The organism is Paenibacillus sp. FSL W8-0439, from assembly GCF_038008995.1.
In the GTDB taxonomy this organism is placed as follows: Bacteria; Bacillota; Bacilli; order Paenibacillales; family Paenibacillaceae; genus Paenibacillus; species Paenibacillus polymyxa.
Genome location: NZ_JBBPAK010000001.1, coordinates 1,106,858 through 1,128,907, shown reverse-complemented (window position 1 = coordinate 1,128,907; position 22,050 = coordinate 1,106,858). Strand labels below are relative to the sequence as shown.

The following is a 22,050-nucleotide window of genomic DNA, read 5'->3' as shown; positions in this document are numbered from 1 at the left end:
CTTATTCGGTTCGAATGGGTGCCAGTAAGGTAACCGAGGTGTACTGACCCAACTCGGTTGTCACAGACAGACCATATTGGGGACCATAATGCCGAAGACGTTCATGTACATTGCGGAGTCCAAAGCCAATCGCACTCCCCCGCTCGGCATCTAGCGATTTCCGAATATCGTCCAGACGCTCGGCTCCAATACCGCCCCCATCATCGCTAACTGTTAAACGCAAAGCATCGCCTTCCCTCGCACCGGATAACATAATATAGCCGCGGTCGGTACGCCCTTTCAAACCGTGGTAAATGGCATTTTCAACGAGTGGCTGGAGAATCAGCTTGGGTACGTAAAACCCGCAAATATCCTCCTCGACTTCGCAAATCCACTCGAACGAATTCCGAAACCTAAACTGCTGTACCTTTACATAGGCGCTTACATGCTCGACTTCCTGTCCCAAACTGATTTGCTCTCGACCATAACTTAGCGAAATGCGAAAGCATTTACCGAAGGCACCAATCACCTCTGCCATATCCCGCTGCCCATTCGCCAGCGCCATTCCCTTCAGTGACTCCAGTGTGTTGTACAGAAAATGCGGATTAATCTGCGCCTGAAGCGCGCGAAACTCGGCCTGTTTGCGCGACAGCAACGCTTCGTATACTTGCCCGTACAGCTCATGATTTTTTTGCATCATATGAAGAAATCGCTCCCCGATCTGCCCTACCTCATCCTTAGGGTTAAATACAACGGAAGCAGGAGCTTCAGGAGCTTGGGCTGAGGCCGTGGTGGTCACACTCCCATCCACCGCCATTAATCGGCTCAATTGAAGCAGGGGGCGACGAATTGTATCACTTAGCCGATAAGACAGCATCCAGCCCAACACCAGTGCAATCAAAAAGGTCCAGATGGTCCAGGCCCCAATTTGCCGCGCGTCCTCGAATAGCACGGACTGATCGACTTTTTGTAGGAGCGTCCATTGTCCCTCGTTTAACGGTCCGTAGGAAATCATCGTCTGGCGGCCGTTCCATGTTCTCCAGTCCTTCGTAAGCACGGGTCTATCCACAGCGGATTTGGCGATTTGTCGCAATAGCGATAGGTCCGCAATGCTCTGCTCCGGCAATCGGTATACAGGCTCGCCTTCCTGATTCAGCACCCACATCTGGGTATTGCTGTCTGTTTCATGAAAAGCAAGCCCACGAAACAGACTGGCCTTGTCGATTTCCAACAGCAAAAATCCAAGCGGCTCATAATCTCCAGTCGTTTTTCGCAGCAGCTTTCCAACGTATATACGATCCTCCGCCATCCCGCGTCCTGATTCAAACGGCGGATGAGCCATCCACATCATAGGTTGCTCGGCGAGCAGACGGCGGTAGTACACACGTGCTTCCTTTAATGTAGGAAGGCCGCCAAAACGGACCGAAACATTCCCTTGATAGAGAGAATGCTTGAGTCCGCCATTGGCGGCATAGATGAGCGAGGACGTGATATACGGCTTGGTCTGGGTTTGCGTACGAACGACCATGCTGAGTGTTTCGTCGTTCCGCAAGTATTCATAATCATCTTCCGGCTTGGTCTCCAGTGTGGACTGCACATCAGGATTGCTGAGAATGGCGTTGGTTAGATCATTCAAATCGGAGAGTGTCGCATTAACGTAATTTTCACTCATTTGCCGGGACTGCATTGCCAGTGCTTCTGACTTCTCACCAAGAGAATGGGCCGCAATCCGGTAAAAGGTAAAGGTCAGCACTACCATCGGAATGACGGTCAGTACCAGCGTCAATACAATAAATTTCCCACGGATCGTAGGAATCCCAGCAAACTTTTGACGACCCCGGCCCCCCATTCATCGGCCTCCCTTACACATAAGCGGGAAGCCATGTCCCGTGCGCTGCAATCAGGTCATCACACAGAGAAACGATATCATCCATAGATAACTCAGCTGAAGTGTGGGGGTCCAGCATAGCGGCGTGATAAATATGTTCTTTTTTCCCCGTAATCGCAGCTTCAATCGTTAATAGTTGGGTGTTGATATTCGTTCGGTTCAGTGCAGCACATTGGGGCGGCAAATCCCCGACAAAGGTCGGCGTAACCCCATTACGATTCACCAGGCAGGGCACCTCCACACAGGCTTCCTTCGGCAAATTGGTAATCAAACCTGTATTCATCACATTACCGCCAATGGCAAAAGGCTGATTGGTTTCAATTGCCTCAAATATATAAGAAGCATATTCGTTCGACCGTTCATGGCGCAGATCCTGATTGCCCAAAAGTTCCTCACGCATCGTCTCCCAGCGTTCAATCTGGCTTACGCAGCGGCGCGGATATTCATCCAAAGGAATATTGAACCGTTCAATCAGCTCCGGATATGTCCGTTTGATAAAATACGGATGATACTCTGCGTTATGCTCGGACGATTCCGTAATGTAATAGCCGAATTTCAGCATCATTTCAAAGCGCACCATATCATGATGCTTTTCCTGCTGCTTGGCGGCAGCCCGCTTTTTAATCTCAGGATACAAATCCACCCCGTCCTTGCTCACTTCGAGCAGCCATGCCATATGATTGATACCTGCAATTTTCGCCTTTACCCCTGCCTGCTCCAGTCCAAGACTTTTGAACAACTCCGGTATACACGCCTGTACGCTATGACACAGCCCTACTGTCCGGACACCGCCGTGTACGTTCATTACATTCGTCAACACAGCCATCGGATTTGTATAGTTGAGGAACAGTGCTTCCGGGCATACTTCGCGCACGTCTGCCGCAAAATCGAGCATCACGGGGATCGTTCTTAAATTGCGGAAAATGCCGCCAATGCCGACCGTATCGGCAATCGTTTGGCGCAGACCGTATTTTTTGGGAATCTCAAAATCCGTAATCGTACACGGATCATAGCCGCCCACCTGAATGGCATTTACTACATAGGCTGCTCCACGCAGTGCTTCCTTGCGATCAGTGTAAGAGCGAATCACACAGGTACTCCCCGTTGTTTTTTTCAAATTGGATAAAATATTTTCCGAATCCTTCAGCCTAACGGGATCAATATCGAACAACGCCAGTTCAAAGCCCTGCAAAGCAGGCGTCAACATACAATCGCCAAGTACATTTTTAGCAAATACCGTACTGCCTGCACCCAGAAATGTAATCTTGCTCATACTTTGTCCCCCATTCAGCTTTTTGTTCGCAGCTTTGCACCTCAAATGCAAGGATACCCATCGCCACTCTCCCCTTTGCAGGAAGAAAGTGACGATGGGAAAGATTAGCCATAACTATGCGTTGTTGCCTCCCACTCAGGATACCCCCACTGATTTAGCTGGGCTGATAAGCCGAGGCGGCAAGACAGATGTTACCGGGGATGTCGTAGTTGGCGGAGTTGTTGAAGTCTCCGGGCTAACTGATGTTGCCGGTGAAGCCACGGCCCCTGCCTCCATTACGGTCACCTTGGCTATTGCCTTCAACTCCGTCCCTTCCACCTTGCCCTTCAATTCAAACGAACCTGGAGCAGCATATTGTGCAGGGTCCATATCCTCCCATTCCACAGCTACCCATTTCGTGGAGCCTTCTCCATACGTAGCTTCCACTACGCTTGGCAGTTCAGGTTTTTCACCCACATGAGTGGTTACACTCACCTCTTTTAACGCAGTGATGTCCTCAGTTGCCACCAGACTCTGTGCTGTACCAGAGGCCAGACCTGCCACCTCGTTTGCATTCAATGCGCGGCTGTAGATCCGGAAGTCATCCACCAGACCATTGAAATATGGATCAGGGTACTGGGACTTACCGATGAAATTATTTTTCGTTTGTCCCAGACTGGTTGGATTCAAGGTCAGGTTGGTATTGCGTCCCACTTCTTTCCCATCCACGTACAAAATACCTGTGGAGCCCGAAAGCGTGACCGCAACATGCTTCCATACGCCTGTCGGCAATACAGGGGCATCAATCGTCTGTTCCTGTCCTTGCCCGTTACCCTGATTCGTAATGGCAAATAGCATCCGGTTCCCGGCTTTAGGGGTCAGGAACATATATTCATTGGTCCCGGAGCCAAAGTCAAAAATCCGCACATAATCGCTCAGGCTGTTCGCTTTGACCCAGCCGGATACGGTCAATTGCTGTGCCCGACTGACAATTCCTGCCGGAAGCTGCACATAGCTGTCCTTGCCGTTCAGGCTGACAGCATTGCCTGTTTTACCCGCAACCCATGCCACGGTCCCCTTAACGTTAGCATCATTGCCGCTATCTGATGAATCCACAGCAAGAGCACCGCTTGTTTCGTCAAACTTGTAAACGGCAAGCCGTTCAGGTAACGGTGCCGCCGGTTCAGCGATCACAGTTACTTTAGCCTCTCCTGATAACTGGGAATCGCTGGCTGTCAGCTTGAAGATATACGTTCCTGGCTCGGAAACATCCACCTTCGTACGTATTGATGTCTTGCTGCTGAATGTGACCTTCGCGTTCTGTGGTCCTTCAACCAGACTCCACTCGCTTGTCACTTTTCCTTGCGGAAGCCCGTCATCTGTAGTTGTACCTTTCAGAATAATCTGATCCGGCAGCTTCACCTTGGAATCTTTGCCTGCATCAACGACAGGTGCTTTGTTGGGATCTGGTGTGGTTGGTGTCAGCTCTACCGTATAGGAGGATGCTGTACCAATTTCCAATTTAAGCTTATTGGTTGGTGCATACGCATTAAACTTGCCTTGCGATTGTCCCCCCACTTTAACCAGGTACGTTCCTTTCTTTAAACCATCAAATGTAACGTACGTAGAATGAGCTTGGCCCGGCGTTTGATTTTTCAATTGAAGCCATACATTATCCTTGGATGTTGCCAGCTTGGCTTCAGTATACTGATCCTTTTCCAGCTCGATATACAGCTTTTCCGTGATCAAATTGACCCGTTTGAACAAACCGTCCAGCGGCTTGATCGTATACACGTTACCGCTTTTGCTCACCTCTGCACCGTAGCCCGTCAATCCGAATATCGGATCAACCGCGATATCCGCGCTTAAGGTTTTAAGTGCACCGAACAATCCGAGGTCAGCCTCACCGCTCATGCCGCGCCAGCCGTTAAAGAGCGGGACGTTTTTACCGCCGCCGGTGCCGTTTGTTCCGTTATTGCCTTTTTCCGCTTGATACGTCCATGCGACCGCCCCGATGTTCTCAGGGTCCGAGCTGATTTGCCCGGAGTTAATCGCTCCGACATTGGCAATTTTGGCAGCATAGGACAGCCGTTGTTGCTCCTCGCGATGATTGTCCTCATGATGACGAATCCAGTCATCCATCGCATATCCCGCAAGTGAAGTCGTGTACTGGAAGTTAAACCAGTTCTCCCCGGTAATCGTCACCGGATCGGTATAGTAGTACCATACAGGCATATGACCGCGTGACGCACGAGTTTTGGCATTAATTTTCCCCATCATTTCCAGGGCTTTACTTTGCTCGCCCTCTGTATCTATATTCTGCTTGGCTAACGTATATACAGCCTCTTCGCCTGTATTGTCGTAGCTATATTCAGAACCGTAAGGATACTTTGTATTTTTAAAATTGTTATATTTGCGATCCATTTTTTCCTTGAGATCATTCGCTTCATCATCGTAGCCCTCATCATGAAGGGCCTGAATAATATCCGGTGTGGTCAGCTCACCCATCAAACCTGTTTCCCAGTTGTACGCAACGGGTCCTTCATATAATGCTTTGAAAATGTTATAGGCTCGCAGCAAATAGGTTTCCTTCGGATGCTTGTAAGTGACGAGATCCGGGTATTCCTTGGCAATCTTATACATACTGAAATACGTGTTGTATACATGCGGGTAGGCATATCCCCGGTAGGTCGGTGTATCATTTGGCTCCGGCATCAGGAAATCATGAATTAAATAGTCCTCATGATGTCCATTCATCAGATTCGTCCAGATTGCCGTCTCCAAATAATCGTCCACAGCCCGCACCTCTTTGGCGACTGGAGAGAGTGTGTTTTTCTCAGCCAGGAACTGTCCGTGGGTCAGACCCCAATCGTCCCCCCAGCCCCAATAGCCGTTGAAAATGTTGCGTTTGGATTTGGTATGCATCATCCAATCGTCAAATACCTTATCGCGCAAATCACCTGGCACGTTCCACTGGGTTTTGTCTACCATAAAGGTAGCGTGCCGTTGTAGCGCCTGATCAATCGGCTCGATGGCATAGAATTGCAAAACCGTTTTGCTGCCATTGCCGTATTCCACCGTAATGAAATTCGGGCCCAGCTTAGTAAATTTCAGTTCATAAATGTGGTGTCCTCCGGCCTTGCTATCCGTCTGCGGAATAACGGTTCCGTCTGGATAGGTCACCTTGTTGATCGTTTGCTTGGTACGCAGATCCACCTTCGCCTTTTGATTCGTAGGCACAATCATGCCTGGTACGACCGTAGTATCCACCAAGTTTTCTTGATACAACGTATCTTTTACATCATGCTCGTCCTTCACCGCCAGAAACTTGAAGCCATAGTTTTTGCTTTGACCGGGATTCAGGATCAGGCTTGTGTTGGGTAAATATCCACGGTTGGTGGACTTGATGACATTGGAATGAATATAAAATACATTCAATCCCTCCAGCCATTTGCCTTCGTTGGCCGGATTCCAGGCCCACTTGCTGCCCGGATGCTCCTCATCTCGCCAATGATCTTGATATTCAAAGCCTGCTCCTGTTGTGGAATCAGGAATCAGTAGCAGCGAAGAACCAATGCCGCTCGGACGCCCAGCTGTAATATAGGAGCCGTTATTGCCGACAAAGGAATGCGTCACGACTCTCGTTTCGTAAATCGCATCACCATAGGTCCACTGCTCATTAAAAGGTAAAGGCAATCCAAAATCGCCAATCTCTAATTTTTTGCCACTCGTATTCTGTACCTGTATGTTCCACAGCACCGAACCATTCGACTCCGCCGAATAGGTTTCAATGACCTTAAAATTACGTATGCCTTCTGCATTATTTGAGTTCTCGTACGTGACCGTAACACGGTTGCCGCTGGTCGTAATCTTACGTGCGTCTGCCGACTTATTTGTCCATGCCTTCGTCCAGCTACCTTCATCCAGTCGGTACGTGAACATTAGCTCCCCTAGCCACTGATGATCTCCCGTGTTCTGCTCAGGTGTCACCGATGCGTTCATGACATATTCAGTCGGAAACGCATCTCCTTTAATACGAATAGATGAAATCTCGCCATGCTCGCCTGTCTGAATCGTCAGCTTGTCATTGGATAGCTCATGAGCCTCTGCCGTATGCGCCCCAAACAACACAGACGCTGTGGTTAAAAACAAAAACGCCGCCAATATTCCCTTAAATTTCATCAACACGGCCTCCTTTTTGATCTCGGGGTCCTGATTTGCTTGCCAATCACCTGAAGTCTCTTCATTTCGCCGCAACCTCCTTGGAAATGTAAGCGCTACAACTCTATTGTACAAATCCTTGTCCATTGGTAAAATCAACATTTTCAACCGATTTATATAGGATTTCAACCTAATCGTGTCGTGGGATGAGTTACGACGAAGGAAGTGAGCGCGCGTGCAGATTGTGCTTCCGCTCACTGTTGCGACGAGATTTTTTCAAGAAATTTATATTGAGCTGCTATAGTGGGGAATAAAGTTATATATTCAATAACAATTTAAGGTAAACGCAAATCTAATTAAAACAGCCCATCCATTAATGGATGGGCTGTTTTTTTACATACTACTTTCCTGCTCCTTGATCACCTGCTCAATCCCCAACAAAATCAGCTTCAATCCGAACTCAAATGCTCTATCGGTTCCCATCAGTTCGAACAGCCCATTTTTGAACATCCGCCGGAATAGTCCTACTTCTGTCTCACTCATGGAATCCAGAAGGTGAACCATCTCTTCACCCGGAAGTGCTCCCTTGTCCTTATCCTTAAGGAGCGCGGAGACATTACGTTCATGCTGATAATCGTCCAGGACGAAGTAGGAGACATAGTTCACAAGCGTTGTAACCACTTGCATTTTCTGCTCTTGCTCAAGCGGCGCCGACTCCACGCAGAGCAGCATACGGTTGGTGAACCGGATGATGTCCGGTTCGTGGGGCAGCGTCATCATCATGAGCTGCGTGGAGCAGGGGTACCGATACAGTACACTCCGCATCGTTACCGCCAGCTCCCTCAGTTGCTCCTTCCAGTCCCCCTCGGAATGAAACTCCTCCAGAATCGTTTTCGATACCTGGTTGGCCAGACGCTGATAGAGATTCTGCTTGCTTTTGAAGTACCAATATAGAGAGGGAGCCTGAATCCCCAGCCGATCGGCCAATCGTCTCAAGCTGAATTTCTCGATACCATCCTCCCCTAGAAGCTCCCACGAAGCTTCTAAGATCTTACCTTCCGAAATCTGAGGTTGCTGCTTTTTCATCGGTTATCCGCCCTTTAATCTAACAGTGTAAGTTTATTCTTTACAGATTTATTAATTCATGATAACATCTAACACTGTAAGGTTCAATCTAACGGTGTTAGATTAGGCCAAATAAATAAAGAAAGCAGTGACTCGCATGGATGCAGAAAACCTCCATTACTTTGAAAAAGCACCGATCGCTAAAACCGTAGCTCACTTCGCTGTACCGATGATGCTAGGTACGTCAATGAGTGTCATCTATTCCATCTTAAATGCCTATTTCCTTGGCACTCTCCACAATACCGCCATGTTAACCGCACTCGCACTAACCTTGCCGTTATTCGCGGCCATTATGGCGATAGGAAATTTGGTTGGCATCGGCAGCGGTGCATTTATCTCCCGATTGCTGGGAGAGAAAAAGTATGCTGATGTAAAGAATGTGTCTTCATTCGCCTTTTACAGCAGTTTAGTTCTCGGTCTTATCTTGATGGCCCTTGGTCTCCCGTTGATCGATTCACTCGTTCAGGGTCTGGGGGCGACACCTGACTCCTTCGGCTTCACGAAGGACTATGTCACGATTATGCTTATAGGTTCGCCATTCGTCGTATTATTCTTCACACTGGAGAATATCGTGCGCTCGGAGGGTGCTGCAATTACGTCGATGATCGGTATGATACTCAGTGTTGTCGTGAATATTTTTCTCGATGCGCTGGTCATCTTCGTTTTCCATTGGGGCGTGATCGGCGTTGCGTCAGCTACGGTTATTTCTAATGTGGTTGCGAGTATATTCTACGCCTTCCATATGGGATATAAGAGTCAATTTTTAACTATCTCCATAAAATGGTTCAAGGCTACCAAGGATATTCTGAGCAATGTATTCAAAATCGGAGTTCCCGTGTTTATTATGAGTCTCTTCATGGGTGCAATGTCACTCGTCTTTAACCATTTTCTTGTCGAGTATGGGGATCAGGCCATAGCGGCTTACGGAATTTCCTCACGTTTATTACAATTTCCTGAGTTTATTTTGATGGGCTTATGCGAGGGTGTTGTACCATTGATTGCCTTTAGTTTTACAGCGAATAAATTACGAATGAAACAAACTATTGGATTTACAATCAAAGCGATTTTGGCCTTGGCAGTCGTGTTTGGCATCATCGTCTATCTGATTTCCGACCATCTAATTGGTTTATTTACCAATGACCCGCAATTAATTGTAATGGGCAGCTACATTCTGCATGTGACCTTCTTATCCTTGTTCATTACGGGGATGACCACGTTGTTTACGGGGATTTTCCAAGCAACGGCGCAGGGAACCGCTGCGTTTATTATGTCCGTCATACAGGGAATTACTCTGATCCCCGTGCTATACATTGCCAATCGAATGAGTGGCTTCCACGGGGTGGTCTGGTCGCTCGTCATTGCGGATGCCGTCGCGTTCCTTGTTGGAGCTATTATGCTGTATGTTCTGCGGAACAGATTGCAGCCAGAGCTGGATCATTTAGTACAGTAGAAAACATATAACATGCAAGAAGGCAGGATAAGGACATTAACCGATCCTGTCTTTTTAGATTCCGCCGCTACTTAGCGTGGTAGATAAAAAAGCCCTGAATATCAATCATCCATTTTTATTTTTTTGTAGGCTAATGGTGTCATGTTCATCGCTTTTCTGAATCTTTCTATAAAATAGCTGGTACTGTTAAATCCAACCTTATAGGCAACTTCTGTAACGTTAGATTCTGCTTGTTGCAATAAGACTAAGCTTTTTTGAATCCGATAATCCATTACATAATTCAACGGAGTTACCTTTAAAATTCGTTTGAAATATCGGCAGCATTCAGAACGGCTCAATTGACCAGCTTTTGCAATATCATCTAATGTGACTTTTTCAGCATAATGCAAATAGATCCAGTTTAACATTTGTTTGATCCGTTGATTCTTTACCATTTCCACCTGGTCGTATTCTAATGGAAAACCATTCATGACTAGGTTTTTCCAAATTAATGTTAAATACATCGTAATATCGATTTCATAGTATGGAGATTTATGTTGAATACATTGATTAATCTTCAACATGGCATCTAAAATGTTTTTCCCCCAAAGCTCGTTAGAATCTATGTATACATAAGGTAAATTTGTCGCTTGAATGTAAGGAGCTACGTAAGGTGTGTAAAGCTCTTGTGATAAAACGAAATGAGGAGAAACATTTAAACAGACATAGACGCAACCCGATTGATTCTGATCTTCCGCCATATGTAGGCAGCCACTATTTATAAATAACCCATCACCTTGTCGTACGATTCGTTTATCCTCATTTATTTGGAAGATCGCCTCCCCTTTTACAACCAGAACAAATTGAATTTCATCATGCCAATGAAGTGGTATGTATCCATGTATATTTTGGCTAATCGTTGTTTCATAACATGCAACCGGTAGTACGACCGTCCGATGCTCGGTTAGTTCTTTCAGGTTTTGGCCAATTATGAAATCTTTTATTTGCAAATCATCACGACCTCAATATATTTATATTTTAACATCAAATTCAGGTATAATTTAAAATTTTTTTCACCTATTATAACACTATTATTATATTTCAAGGTGGAGAACATTCATGGATAAATCAGCTAGAAAAACAGGATTATTTCTTGTTATCACAGGAGCTATATTTTGGGGGATCAGTGGGACCGTTGCAAAAAAACTTTTTCAACAAATCGATGTAAATTGGCTTGTAACAACACGTTTGCTCATAGCTGGTGTTTTACTCTTGGCCCTTCAATTTTTAATAAAAGACCGTACACAAATATGGGGTGTGTGGAAAAATAGAAGGACTGCTTTCCAACTCGTTGTCTACGGTTTGGTTGGTATGCTGTCAGTTCAATATACGTATATGGCATCGATCCAACAAGGTAATGCTGCTGTTGCGACACTATTACAGTATTTAGCGCCTATAATGATTATCATCTATTTAATTCTGCGAAAGCACACTGTCTTCACACGAAAGGATTTATCAGCTATCTTCCTTGCTGTAGTGGGTTGTTTCTTCTTGTTAACAAACGGCTCCATTTCTCAGCTATCCGTTCCAACGATCGCAATCGTTTGGGGGATCTTATCAGCAATAGCCCTAGCTTTTTATACCTTATACGCAATTCCTCTTCTGAAGCAATACGATTCCCTAGTTATTGTGGGTTGGGCGATGGTTATCGGCGGTTTTGGATTAAGCTTGATTCATCCACCTTGGCAGGTCGATTTTAAAACCTTGACACTAGAAACCATTTTATATCTAGCGTTCGTGATCATATTCGGCACAATGATCGCATTTTGGTTCTATATAGAAAGCTTACAGAGTCTTTCACCAAAAGAAACAAGCTTTCTAAGTAGTCTGGAACCTCTAGCTGCTGTTCTAACAACTGTGTTTTGGTTAAAAGAGCCTTTTGGTTTTTTTCAATGGGTAGGTGTAATATGTATCATCGGACTGATATTGTTATTGGCATTCAATAAAAAGCCTTCTTCAAATAACCAATCAAAAGAAGATATCCCGCTCTCAGAGTAAGCTAAGCTTATGGAGAGGCATTAGGATAAAGCTGCTCCTTAATGGAGAAAACGGCAGCCGTTTTTATGGCTGCCGTTTCATTATATTTATGAATCTACTGTTTGAGGTGTTGAGCTCGTTAGATAATACATCGAACGTTAGTTTTTATTTTGAGGTGGTTGCTTAATCATAAAAGGCACATTTTCTACTCCAACCATTCGTACATACGTAAACAATTGACCTTTATGGTGAATCTCATGGTCTTTCGCCATGGATAGCCAGAAGCTCCCAGTGCCGAGAAAGTTCCTAAATTCAATCTCCTGTTCTAGCTGTTGAGCATTTAATTCCTTCAATTCTCGGATTGTTTCCTCCGTCAATTGATCGACGATGTTGCGTACATCGGCTATTGTGTGATATTCGTCTATTTTTGTCGGTGGAGTGAAGGTACCATTTTTTACGGTATCCACGAACATTTTCATAGAACTGGCTATGTGAACGATTAGGGAACCCATGGGCATCGCATTGTCCCAAGGCTTAAAGTCAATATGCTCATCAGGAATGACTTCAACCAATTCTTGCAACACCGATCTGTGCCTTAGCCATTCCTGAAGATATTGAGCTACTACAGACATGCTACCAACCTCCAAAATTTAGTAGTTTTCTAAGGTATTAATTCTATACTCGCAACCAATTCCCTTCTTCATGAAAAGGTCACAGATGAAACAGGAACAATTTATTATCCGATGGGTGTTCCATCAGGTAGTTTAATATCTGGTTTCAATAAGACCACGTCCCCCTTCTCGGGGATACCTCCAAGGACTAATACCTCTGAATTAAAGCCTGCTATCCGTCGAGGAGGAAAGTTGACTACAGCTATGATTTGTTCTCCTATAATCTCCTCCGCCATATATCTTTTTGTAATTTGTGCACTCGATTTTTTTATTCCAATCTCTTGTCCAAAATCGATTTCAAGTTTCATAGCAGGTACTTTAGCTTCTGCAAAAAACTCAGCTTTAATTATAGTTCCAACCCGAACATCGAGTTTCAAAAAATCATCAATCGTTGCCATGTAAGTATTCTCCTCATTATTTTCTTAAATTTCACGATAAACCGTAAACAATTTTAATATTTTGCAACCGCAAACTTTAGCGATTTTGCCCAAAAATACATCCCCATACCGAATAAAGTCATGATTCCACCTATGAATTGAAATGCAGACATTATTTCTCCCAAGAATAAGTAGGCGAGAAGGATGGCGAGAACAGGCTCTCCAATAATACCCACTGACACCGTAGTTGCCCCCATTGACTTCAACAGCAGATTAAAAATATATTGACCAAAAATAGTTGGAATTACTGCAAGTAATAAGAAATACGTCCAATCCGACGAGTCATATTCGATCAAGGAACAATGATTCACCAAATTGTAGACTAGCAGGACACTGCCGCCAAGAAAAAAGACAATCACACTATAAAAATTTGCACTTATTTTGTGGCTTACCTTCTGTCCTGCTATCATATAAGCCGAAACCAAGATTGTTCCTAATAGGGATAACCCATCCCCGATTAATGCCCCTTTCGAAGTCCCTATGTCTCCCCAAGCTATAATGATTGAACCGATAAGAGCAGCGATCAAGCAAAAAATAGTGAATAGGTTTACTCGTTCTCTGAACATAAAGTATGAACCAATCATTACGAATAAAGGCTGCAAGGATAAGATGACCATGGAGCTCGCAACTGAGGTATATACCAAAGATTCCATCCAGAATAAGAAATGTAATCCGAGAAAAAGACCAGCCAAGAAAACGGTACCCCAATCTTTTTTGGTCATATCTGAGGTGCGGAGCATTTTCCAGGGTACAAAAGGAAGCATTAATATGACTGACATATACAATCTATACATTCCAGCCACGGAGGTTGGAGTATGTGAAGATTTTATCATGATGGAAGAGACGGAAACCGACAAAATACTGATGAACAGCAAAAAATACGGATTCAAAGATAGCGATGTTTTATTTATTTTCATAATGACCCTCTCAGATGTGTTTGACCCATTGTCTGTGCACAGAACAATTGAATAATAAACTGAACTGAGTATAATAATATCACCGCTTTTATTTATTTTGTGTAAGTATATCTTTCATTTATATAGGAATATCGTCATAAGAAAGGACCTTCTCTTCAATGGAAAAACAACTGCACGAGACCATTCTCTATCCCGATGTTTCATTTCCATACATCATGTACACCCATTCGGTTCATGAAAGTATTCCTAAAGGTAGAGGATTTAACGATTTACATTGGCATGAAGAACTACAGATCACTTTGGTTACTAAGGGAAAACTTGTTATACAAGTGAACGGGATTGATCATGAATTAGACACAGGTCAAGCTATTTTAATCAATAAGGGTGTTCTTCACGTGACTACCCAGCTTTCACATCACGGTCAATATGTCAGCTTTAATTTTCCAGAGAAGCTGTTGGCCTTTTATGCGGATAGTGCGATGGAAAAAAATTATGTACTGCCTTATACAAACTCTTCCTTACTGTCACTTGTAATTAAAGGAGATGCTGAATGGCAAATTCAAATGCTACAAATGCTGTGGGATATGAAACAGAAGTTTGATATGAAAAAAAAATGGGGTTGGGAATATGAGGTATCCATCAAAACGGCACAATTATGGTTCATCTTAATATCTAATATTTCGCTTTCTTGTGAGGAAGCACCTAAATACGTGAAAATACAACAGGAAAGACTTCAATTGATGCTTAGCTTTATTCATCAAAACTACTTCAACAACATAACACTACAAGAAATTGCCGATATAGCACATTTAAGTATTTCAGAGTGCACTCGTAGTTTTAAGCGAACTATTCATATGACACCTTATGATTATTTGATTAAATACCGCATCAAGAAAAGCAGTGAATTACTAACCTCAACACAATATACCATCACTGAAATAGCCCACAGAGCGGGTTTCAATCACGTAAATCACTTCATTCAGTCGTTTAAAAAACATTATAATAAAACACCTAAAGAATTCCGCAAATTTAGAAATGATTTTATGATTAAGGAATGAAGTTGCCAGTGTCAGCTTTTATTGCAACCTAACAACTGCAAAAGGGAGATGGCGCTTTGCCATCTCCCTTTCTCTTATTCCTACTCACACTTCCTGCTTAAAAACATATTACATACCAGGTGGTTGGTGAGCGGAGCGGGCAGAATTGTTCTGAAGAGGCGGAGCGTTCGCCTTTGCAACGGGATTTTAACCTTACCAGGTGTCATATAAATGAAAAATCCCGTTGCAACAGCGATCGGAAGAACAATCTGCACGCACAGCGCCTCCCCTGGAAAGAACTATGTTTTTAAGCCTCCACCCGATTCAAAAACACCTTCGTCCGTTCCAACTGCGGATTGCCAAAGATCTGCTCTGGTGTACCAGATTCCGCAATTTCTCCATTATCCATAAAAATGACGCGATCCGCCACATCTCTCGCGAAATTCATTTCGTGGGTCACGATGACCATCGTCATATGCTCTTCAGCCAGCTTTTTGATCACTCGCAGCACCTCGCCTGTCAGCTCGGGGTCAAGGGCCGAGGTCGGCTCGTCAAACAGTAAAATATCAGGGTTCATCATCATTGCCCGGGCAATCGCTACACGTTGCTTCTGTCCCCCCGATAATCGGGACGGATACGCATCCGCTTTATCCGCCAAGCCGACTTTAGCCAGCAACTCGGCGCTTTGGCGTCGCAGCTCAGCCTTGCTCACCTTTTTCACCAGCTTTGGAGCCAGTTCCAGATTATCCTGCACCGTCAAATGAGGGAACAGATTAAAATGCTGAAACACCATGCCCATTCCGGTAGTAATGCTTTTAATGTCGCCTGCCGGAGCATAGTGACCATTTTCCACCAGTGCTTTATCATGGATGCGAATCGTCCCACCCGTCACATCTTCCAGGTGTACCAAACTACGGAGCATGGTACTTTTCCCTGAGCCTGAAGGACCGATGACAGCTACAACCTCGCCCGACTTCACGTTAAAGCTCACTCTTTTCAGAACGTCGAGCTGGCCGAACGATTTTTTCAAATCGGTTACTTCTATTGCATTAGTGTTCATATCCGACATTCCTTTTACTCAAATTTAAAGCGTTTTTCCAGCGCTCTGAAGAATATGGTAAGCACCAAAGCCATCAACAAATAAATAACGGCCGCTACAACATAAGGCACAATCGTAAAATCGCGGTTTACAGCTGTATTAGCAAAATGCAGAAGTTCCGGTACCGCTACCGCATACAGCAAAGCTGTATCCTTCACCAGGGTCGTCGCCTCATTGGTTACCGCAGGCAAAGCAATCCGTACCATTTGCGGCACAATGACTCTAATCAGCGTTTGCGACTTGCTTAAGCCCAGCACTTGCGAAGCTTCGTATTGCCCTCTATCAATCGACAACATCCCGCCTCTAAAAATTTCTGCAAAATAAGCCGCATAATTCAGTACAAACGCCAGTACCGCAGCCGTTGTCCGGTCCAGTACCAGGTACTCGCCAATGACAGGTAACATCGGCAAACCAAAACAAAAGAACAATAATTGCAGCAGAAGCGGCGTGCCTCTTATAACATAAATGTACGTGTGCATCAGCCAGGCAATAGGCTTAAACCGACTTTTGGCCAGCAGCGTAACGATAAACCCCAGCGGAATAGACAAGATGAGCGTAATAAAAAATAAAATGACCGTCATCTGTGCCCCTTCAAGCATAGGCTTCATAATTCGTAAAATATATTCCATACTCATAACCTTCGACTCCTAAACCCTTAGTTCATTACACTACATATTAATTTAATACTTTATCTTCACCGAACCATTTTTTTGAAATCTCAGCCGCTTTTCCGTTCTTGTGCAGCTCATCCAAAGCAGATTGCAGTTGCGTCAACAGCTCTTCGTTCCCTTTTTTCACGCCAATACCGTATTCCTCAGGAGCCAGTGATTCATCAAGCAGCTTATACGTCCCTTGTTCCTTGGACATATAATACTTGGCAACAACCTCATCAATGACAACTGCATCCAGGCGACCAGTTTTCAAGTCTGTCAAAGCGAGAACGTTGTCCGGGTACTCGGACACTGACTTCAATTTACTTTTAATCGGATTCGCATCCAATGCATCGGCTGCTGAGGACAACGTCTGGAGTCCCACCGTTTTGCCCGCCAGATCAGCCAGCTTGGAAAGACTGGAGGTAGCTGGAACAACAATGACCTGACTGTTTTTCAAATATGGCTTCGTGAACAGTACTTTTTCCTTACGCTCATCTGTAATGGTGTATCCATTCCAAATGAGATCAATACGTCCACTGTTCAGCTCGGATTCTTTGGCAGACCAGTCAATCGGCTGGAATTCCACTTGCTTGCCCATTTGTTCCCCTGCCGCCTTCGCATAATCAATATCAAAACCGGTCAGCTCATTATTTTCATCTCTAAAGCCCATCGGCGCGAATTTATCATCAATTCCAATAATCAACTTGCTGCTATCCTTAGCGCCGGAACATCCGGCCAACACGATCATAATCAACCCAATCATCATCGTAAACATGGCTGCTTTTCTCATCTTATTCCCCTCCAACAATGGTGACCCCCGTATTCAAAAACAGGCGGCAAACGCTTTAGTTCGTTAACACGTTATCAGAGTATCATCATACCATACCGCAGGATACTCGTCGAGAGGAATCAGCGGAATCTTAACCTTATAAACATGGAAAACTTGTGACGAAAATTTGACCTGTGTTCTATAATGTAAAACCTTACCTTGACATGTTACCTTATCCGTTTTATCATTTCCTAGTATTCTTATATACTTTTATTTATTTCGAAGATTCAGCAGCAATAGAATGTAAATCAGCTTGATAGACAGGAGAAATAAAGTCCCATGTACATTTTAAAACGTCTTTTCACGATGCTCATTACGTTATGGATTATCGTCACTTTAACGTTTATTATCATGCACATCATTCCGGGAGATCCATTCTCGAACGATTCCAAGACGATTCCGGAGGCCGTATTGCAAAACATGCGTGCTAGGTACAATCTGGACAAGCCGCTCGCTGTGCAGTATGTGTTGTATCTCAAAAATCTGCTCGTGCTGGATATGGGGCCGTCTATTCAATCGAAAACGACTGACGTAAATATGCTTATCGCCAGAGGCTTTCCACCTTCTGCACTGCTGGGTATTCAATCCATCGTGGTTGCGATTATAGCCGGTATTGCGCTTGGAACATTGGCTGCTTTACACCATAATCGACCACTGGATTATATTTCGATGTTTATCGCCATTGTGGGTATTTCCATACCCAGCTTCATATTGGCACCACTGTTAATCAAGTATGTTGCCGTCAAATGGCATCTGCTTCCGGTCGCCTCATGGGGAACCTGGCAGCATACGGTGCTTCCATCGCTAGCTCTCGCTGTTTCACCTCTTGCTGTTATCGCCCGTTTTATGCGGACAAGTATGCTGGAAGTCATGCATGAGGAATACATACGCACCGCCAAAGCGAAAGGATTGTCCTCTTGGGCAGTAGTCATTCGTCACGGACTACGCAATGCATTGATTCCGGTGCTGTCCTTTATCGGACCGCTATTCGCTTCCGTGATTACAGGTACCTTTGTCGTCGAAAAAATATTCGCCATTCCCGGCATCGGTAAATATTTTGTAGACAGTATCTTTAACCGGGATTATCCAGTCATTATGGGTACGACCATTTTCTACAGTGCCATTCTGGTCGTAACCTTATTTTTAATTGATATTTCCTATCGCCTTGTCGATCCACGAATCCAATTAGTCAGCAAAGGAGATTAACATGAAAGCAGCACCTACTGTCGAAAAGGACAGCCTTTTTAGTCTTGTAGACCGCAGCCAGATGCCCACCCCCGCGTTGACTAGACCCCAAGAGTCACCATGGCGGGATCGGCTTCGCAGACTTTTTAACAACAAGCTTGCTCTGTTGGGGCTTTCCCTACTTATCATTATTATTGTGCTGGCGATTGTCGGACCTTCCATGGTTCCTTATGCTCCCAGTGACCAGTCCCTTTTGAAGACGAATCTCTCTCCTTCGAAAGAGCATTGGTTTGGCACGGATGATCTGGGCAGGGACGTATGGGCACGGACATGGGCCGGAGCTAGAATTTCACTTATGATTGGTTTTGCTGCTGCTGCCATTGATTTGGTGCTTGGCATTCTCGTCGGCTGTGTAGCTGGTTATTGTGCAGGCCATGGTAAAATGGGCGACCGAATCGACAATGTCCTGATGCGAATTATTGAGATTTTGTACAGCATTCCTTATCTGCTGGTCATCATTCTGCTGCTCGTCATTATGAAGCCCGGCCTGCTCACGATGATTATTGCTTTATCTATTACTGGATGGGTCGGCATGGCCCGGGTAGTACGTGGGCAAATCCTACAGCTTAAGCAGCAGGAATATGTACTGGCAGCCCGCAGCTTGGGGACATCTCATTCACGCATCATTTTCAGGCATCTACTGCCGAATGCAGCAGCCATCATTATCGTAAATTTGACGTTTACTATTCCGTCGGCTATTTTTGCCGAATCGTTCCTGAGCTTTCTCGGTCTGGGAATTCAGTCTCCTTCGGCCAGCTGGGGAACGATGGCTAACGATTCGCTCGGCGTTATTTTAAGCGGTCAATGGTGGCGCCTATTCTTCCCCGGCCTGATGATATCGCTCACCATGCTGGCGTTCAACACACTTGGAGACGGGCTTCAGGATGCACTTGACCCGCGTTCACAGCATTAACAACGCAGATATCCAAATTGGACAAGGAGGGGTGTCATCATAATCCGCAGCTTCTCGCCTAACCGCAGAAAAAACGGCAGCTCCTTTATGGAAGTGCGCACACGCGGCATACCTGCCGGAAAGGAGGATGAATAAATCCCGGCTGATCGTTTCGCTCTCTATAATATTGCTGATTTGAAATCGTTTTGAGATTTATACACAACGTTCAAATAACTAACCATAATAATGGAGGAAAACCACGATGAAAAAAATGCATTGGATGACGATCATCTTACTTTTAGCCGTAACGGCTTTAGCAGGATGCTCTGGCACTGGGGATAAGACAGCAAGCAATGACTCGTCCACTGCGTCTCCAGCAGATGTTCCGCAAGAAATTACAGCCAATCTGGCAGGTGGCGAGCCTTATACACTGGACCCTGCTTTCGCATCAGATACAACGTCCTATTTTGTCATTGATAACTTGTACGAAGGGCTGTATACATACGACAAAGCCGGTAAAATCGTAGAAGGTGCTGCCAGCAAAGTAGATGTGTCTCCTGACGGCAAAACATACACCTTTACCATTCGTGACAGTGCAAAATGGTCGAATGGTGACCCGCTGACAGCTAAGGATTTTGAATACTCCTGGAAACGGGTACTGAATCCGAAAACGGCTGCTTATGATCCTTCTGCCCTCTACTACATCAAAGGTGCCGAAGCGTACAACACAGGCAAAGGTAAAATTGAAGACGTAGGAGTTACGGCTAAAGATGATAAAACGCTTGTCGTTGAGCTAAAATCACCGCTGAGCTTCTTCCCTACGATTGCTGTGGGTCACGCCTATTTACCTGTGAACCAAGCTGTTGTGGAGAAAAGCGACAAATGGGCAGCAGAAGCTAACACAATTGTCGGCAACGGCGCGTATGTAGCCAAGGAATGGAAACATAACGAGCAAATTACGCTGACGAAAAACGATCAATACTGGAACAAAGATGCCATTACAATGGCAACGATTAATTTTAAAATGGTTCAAGACTCCACAACCTATTATCAAATGTACAAAACAGGTGATCTGGATCTGATTTTGAGCCTTCCTGTAGATACACTGGATCAGGAAAAGAGCAGCAAGGAATTCCTGTCGCACCCATCTTTCAGTGTGTACACGTATTCTTTCAACGTAAAACAAAAGCCGTTTGACAATAAAAAAATCAGACAGGCCATTGCCTACGCCATTGACCGTGAAGCACTGGCTACCAACGTAACCAAAGGTGGCGAGACTCCGGCATACGGCTATGTTCCATACGGAACAACAACACCATCTGGTAAGGACTTCCGTGATGAAGCGCCGAAAAAATACTATGAGTTTGATGCAACAAAAGCAAAACAATTGCTGGCCGAAGGTCTGAAAGAAGAAGGTTTGACCAAGCTGCCTCCGATCACTTTCAAATACAACACGTCGGACAAGCATAAAAAAGTAGCTGAAGCTATTCAGGAAATGCTGAAAACGAACCTGGGCGTTGAAGTGACGCTGGAGAATCAGGAATGGAAAACATACATTGATACCTTTAAACAAAAGAACTTCCAGATCGCCCGTATGGGCTGGGAAGGAAACTTCCTTGATCCACTTGGCGTATTGGGACACTATACTTCCAAAAATTCGAACAACTTTACCAACTGGAGCAACCCGGAGTATGACAAGCTGATCGAATCCTCAACCTTTGAGCTTGATCCGGCAAAACGTTTTGAACAGCTTCACCAGGCGGAAGACGTATTGATGGAAGATCTGCCGATTATTCCGATCCAGTTCTCTGCGGACACCGCCTTAATCAGTCCTAAAATTCAAGGCATCGTATTCGATGCTCGTTCGAATCCAGATCTCCGTTTTGCAAAACGGGTCGTAAAATAATGATTTTACGTTTTGGGATCACTGCCCTGATTGTTGGTATCTTAGGATTTCTATACGCCGCACCCCACCTCGTGAACGGTCGTGAAAACCTGGCTACCGCAAATCTGCTATTTCTGTTAGGATTGCTAGGCTTGGTAATCGGTGCGATCTTCCATGTCCTGCAAAGTGGTTTTCTCACCCTCTTCCTGCGGGGATTTGCCGACATCGGGCAGTTGTTCATTCGTCAATCCAAGGCATTGCAGGAGGAAAATGAACGTTTGCGTTCCGATGAATCTCTGTCAGCCTGGAAAACATCCATGTTCCGCCACCTCAAGGTATATACTTCGGGGTGCGGAACGGGACTTATATTTTGCTCGATAGTATTAATGGGGATGAGTTAGGGGGATGAGGAGCTTTCTTGCAGTTGGTGGGCGCTGCGCGTGCAGATTGTTCTTCCAAACGCTTCGCTTCACCAGAACAATTCTGCCCGCTCCGCTGGCAACCGCCAATAGAG

General features: G+C 45.0%; 19 protein-coding genes. 8 read left to right on the top strand and 11 right to left on the bottom strand.

The features are described 5' to 3' along the window. Nucleotide 1: 1 nt before the first annotated feature. From MKX36_RS04910 to MKX36_RS04895, 4 genes are all read right to left on the bottom strand, one after another. A complete protein-coding gene (locus MKX36_RS04910; protein ID WP_016821435.1) occupies nucleotides 2-1,828 on the bottom strand; it encodes a sensor histidine kinase in 1,827 nt (608 codons plus the stop codon). 13 nt (nucleotides 1,829-1,841) lie between these two features. Then, nucleotides 1,842-3,140, bottom strand: a complete 1,299-nt coding sequence (locus tag MKX36_RS04905; protein WP_025364150.1) for an alpha-glucosidase/alpha-galactosidase — start codon at nucleotides 3,138-3,140, stop codon at nucleotides 1,842-1,844. Nucleotides 3,141-3,275: 135 nt separating this feature from the next. Next, a complete protein-coding gene (locus tag MKX36_RS04900) occupies nucleotides 3,276-7,301 on the bottom strand; it encodes a DUF5695 domain-containing protein (RefSeq protein ID WP_340864312.1) in 4,026 nt (1,341 codons plus the stop codon). Between the two features lie 372 nt (nucleotides 7,302-7,673). Beyond that, nucleotides 7,674-8,366: a TetR/AcrR family transcriptional regulator gene (locus MKX36_RS04895; protein ID WP_103042222.1), complete on the bottom strand. Its 693-nt coding sequence runs from the start codon at nucleotides 8,364-8,366 to the stop codon at nucleotides 7,674-7,676. A 136-nt stretch (nucleotides 8,367-8,502) separates the two neighbouring features. On the opposite strand from MKX36_RS04895, the gene MKX36_RS04890 reads away from it, so the two are divergent. Next, a complete protein-coding gene (locus MKX36_RS04890; protein ID WP_340864311.1) occupies nucleotides 8,503-9,855 on the top strand; it encodes an MATE family efflux transporter in 1,353 nt (450 codons plus the stop codon). A gap of 101 nt (nucleotides 9,856-9,956) precedes the next feature. On the opposite strand, the gene MKX36_RS04885 is transcribed toward MKX36_RS04890, so the two are convergent. Beyond that, nucleotides 9,957-10,844 (bottom strand): AraC family transcriptional regulator, encoded by an 888-nt coding sequence (locus MKX36_RS04885; protein ID WP_016821440.1) that lies wholly within the window; start codon nucleotides 10,842-10,844, stop codon nucleotides 9,957-9,959. 109 nt (nucleotides 10,845-10,953) lie between these two features. On the opposite strand from MKX36_RS04885, the gene MKX36_RS04880 reads away from it, so the two are divergent. Then, complete coding sequence (locus MKX36_RS04880; RefSeq protein WP_340864310.1) at nucleotides 10,954-11,892, top strand: EamA family transporter; 939 nt, start codon at nucleotides 10,954-10,956, stop codon at nucleotides 11,890-11,892. 137 nt (nucleotides 11,893-12,029) lie between these two features. On the opposite strand, the gene MKX36_RS04875 is transcribed toward MKX36_RS04880, so the two are convergent. From MKX36_RS04875 to MKX36_RS04865, 3 genes are all read right to left on the bottom strand, one after another. Further along, the gene (locus MKX36_RS04875; RefSeq protein ID WP_017426319.1) at nucleotides 12,030-12,503 is read right to left on the bottom strand and encodes a DinB family protein; all 474 of its coding nucleotides are present in this window, start codon (nucleotides 12,501-12,503) and stop codon (nucleotides 12,030-12,032) included. Between the two features lie 104 nt (nucleotides 12,504-12,607). After that, nucleotides 12,608-12,940 (bottom strand): chaperone CsaA, encoded by a 333-nt coding sequence (gene csaA / locus MKX36_RS04870; protein WP_290404622.1) that lies wholly within the window; start codon nucleotides 12,938-12,940, stop codon nucleotides 12,608-12,610. 53 nt (nucleotides 12,941-12,993) lie between these two features. After that, nucleotides 12,994-13,812, bottom strand: coding sequence for a DMT family transporter (locus MKX36_RS04865; protein WP_340866074.1), 819 nt, complete (start codon nucleotides 13,810-13,812; stop codon nucleotides 12,994-12,996). Here MKX36_RS04865 and MKX36_RS04860 point away from each other — a divergent pair. Continuing rightward, a complete protein-coding gene (locus tag MKX36_RS04860; protein ID WP_017426317.1) occupies nucleotides 13,748-13,951 on the top strand; it encodes a hypothetical protein in 204 nt (67 codons plus the stop codon). The genes MKX36_RS04865 and MKX36_RS04860 overlap by 65 nt on opposite strands. A 103-nt stretch (nucleotides 13,952-14,054) precedes the next feature. Continuing rightward, complete coding sequence (locus MKX36_RS04855) at nucleotides 14,055-14,954, top strand: AraC family transcriptional regulator (protein ID WP_340864309.1); 900 nt, start codon at nucleotides 14,055-14,057, stop codon at nucleotides 14,952-14,954. Between the two features lie 286 nt (nucleotides 14,955-15,240). Here the strand turns inward: MKX36_RS04855 and MKX36_RS04850 are convergent, their stop codons facing one another. From MKX36_RS04850 to MKX36_RS04840, 3 genes are read right to left on the bottom strand one after another with little or no spacing between them, the layout of a single operon-like run. Beyond that, nucleotides 15,241-15,993, bottom strand: a complete 753-nt coding sequence (locus tag MKX36_RS04850; RefSeq protein ID WP_019686286.1) for an amino acid ABC transporter ATP-binding protein — start codon at nucleotides 15,991-15,993, stop codon at nucleotides 15,241-15,243. Between the two features lie 14 nt (nucleotides 15,994-16,007). Beyond that, complete coding sequence (locus MKX36_RS04845) at nucleotides 16,008-16,667, bottom strand: amino acid ABC transporter permease (protein WP_016821454.1); 660 nt, start codon at nucleotides 16,665-16,667, stop codon at nucleotides 16,008-16,010. Between the two features lie 40 nt (nucleotides 16,668-16,707). Next, on the bottom strand, nucleotides 16,708-17,475 hold the full coding sequence (locus tag MKX36_RS04840; protein ID WP_016821455.1) for an amino acid ABC transporter substrate-binding protein: 768 nt from the start codon (nucleotides 17,473-17,475) through the stop codon (nucleotides 16,708-16,710). A gap of 318 nt (nucleotides 17,476-17,793) precedes the next feature. Between MKX36_RS04840 and MKX36_RS04835 the strand changes: the two genes are divergently transcribed. From MKX36_RS04835 to MKX36_RS04820, 4 genes are all read left to right on the top strand, one after another. After that, on the top strand, nucleotides 17,794-18,720 hold the full coding sequence (locus MKX36_RS04835) for an ABC transporter permease (protein ID WP_019686283.1): 927 nt from the start codon (nucleotides 17,794-17,796) through the stop codon (nucleotides 18,718-18,720). Between the two features lies 1 nt (nucleotide 18,721). Further along, nucleotides 18,722-19,672, top strand: a complete 951-nt coding sequence (locus MKX36_RS04830) for an ABC transporter permease (RefSeq protein WP_016821457.1) — start codon at nucleotides 18,722-18,724, stop codon at nucleotides 19,670-19,672. Nucleotides 19,673-19,913: 241 nt separating this feature from the next. Beyond that, a complete protein-coding gene (locus tag MKX36_RS04825) occupies nucleotides 19,914-21,557 on the top strand; it encodes a peptide ABC transporter substrate-binding protein (RefSeq protein WP_340864308.1) in 1,644 nt (547 codons plus the stop codon). Then, nucleotides 21,557-21,937: a DUF3899 domain-containing protein gene (locus MKX36_RS04820; RefSeq protein WP_340864307.1), complete on the top strand. Its 381-nt coding sequence runs from the start codon at nucleotides 21,557-21,559 to the stop codon at nucleotides 21,935-21,937. The genes MKX36_RS04825 and MKX36_RS04820 overlap by 1 nt, the downstream gene beginning before the upstream one ends. The last annotated feature ends 113 nt before the right edge of the window (nucleotides 21,938-22,050 follow it).

What these genes read in the sequence shown, in the direction of transcription:
- MKX36_RS04820 (WP_340864307.1), top strand. Translation starts at nt 21,557, where the DNA reads ATGATTTTACGTTTTGGGATCACTGCCCTGATTGTTGGTATCTTAGGA.
- MKX36_RS04850 (WP_019686286.1), bottom strand. Translation starts at nt 15,993, where the DNA reads ATGAACACTAATGCAATAGAAGTAACCGATTTGAAAAAATCGTTCGGC.
- MKX36_RS04895 (WP_103042222.1), bottom strand. Translation starts at nt 8,366, where the DNA reads ATGAAAAAGCAGCAACCTCAGATTTCGGAAGGTAAGATCTTAGAAGCT.
- MKX36_RS04880 (WP_340864310.1), top strand. Translation starts at nt 10,954, where the DNA reads ATGGATAAATCAGCTAGAAAAACAGGATTATTTCTTGTTATCACAGGA.
- MKX36_RS04905 (WP_025364150.1), bottom strand. Translation starts at nt 3,140, where the DNA reads ATGAGCAAGATTACATTTCTGGGTGCAGGCAGTACGGTATTTGCTAAA.
- MKX36_RS04830 (WP_016821457.1), top strand. Translation starts at nt 18,722, where the DNA reads ATGAAAGCAGCACCTACTGTCGAAAAGGACAGCCTTTTTAGTCTTGTA.
- MKX36_RS04890 (WP_340864311.1), top strand. Translation starts at nt 8,503, where the DNA reads ATGGATGCAGAAAACCTCCATTACTTTGAAAAAGCACCGATCGCTAAA.
- MKX36_RS04875 (WP_017426319.1), bottom strand. Translation starts at nt 12,503, where the DNA reads ATGTCTGTAGTAGCTCAATATCTTCAGGAATGGCTAAGGCACAGATCG.
- MKX36_RS04845 (WP_016821454.1), bottom strand. Translation starts at nt 16,667, where the DNA reads ATGAGTATGGAATATATTTTACGAATTATGAAGCCTATGCTTGAAGGG.
- MKX36_RS04855 (WP_340864309.1), top strand. Translation starts at nt 14,055, where the DNA reads ATGGAAAAACAACTGCACGAGACCATTCTCTATCCCGATGTTTCATTT.
- MKX36_RS04910 (WP_016821435.1), bottom strand. Translation starts at nt 1,828, where the DNA reads ATGGGGGGCCGGGGTCGTCAAAAGTTTGCTGGGATTCCTACGATCCGT.
- csaA (WP_290404622.1), bottom strand. Translation starts at nt 12,940, where the DNA reads ATGGCAACGATTGATGATTTTTTGAAACTCGATGTTCGGGTTGGAACT.
- MKX36_RS04840 (WP_016821455.1), bottom strand. Translation starts at nt 17,475, where the DNA reads ATGAGAAAAGCAGCCATGTTTACGATGATGATTGGGTTGATTATGATC.
- MKX36_RS04835 (WP_019686283.1), top strand. Translation starts at nt 17,794, where the DNA reads ATGTACATTTTAAAACGTCTTTTCACGATGCTCATTACGTTATGGATT.
- MKX36_RS04825 (WP_340864308.1), top strand. Translation starts at nt 19,914, where the DNA reads ATGAAAAAAATGCATTGGATGACGATCATCTTACTTTTAGCCGTAACG.
- MKX36_RS04865 (WP_340866074.1), bottom strand. Translation starts at nt 13,812, where the DNA reads ATGATAAAATCTTCACATACTCCAACCTCCGTGGCTGGAATGTATAGA.
- MKX36_RS04860 (WP_017426317.1), top strand. Translation starts at nt 13,748, where the DNA reads ATGACTGACATATACAATCTATACATTCCAGCCACGGAGGTTGGAGTA.
- MKX36_RS04900 (WP_340864312.1), bottom strand. Translation starts at nt 7,301, where the DNA reads ATGAAATTTAAGGGAATATTGGCGGCGTTTTTGTTTTTAACCACAGCG.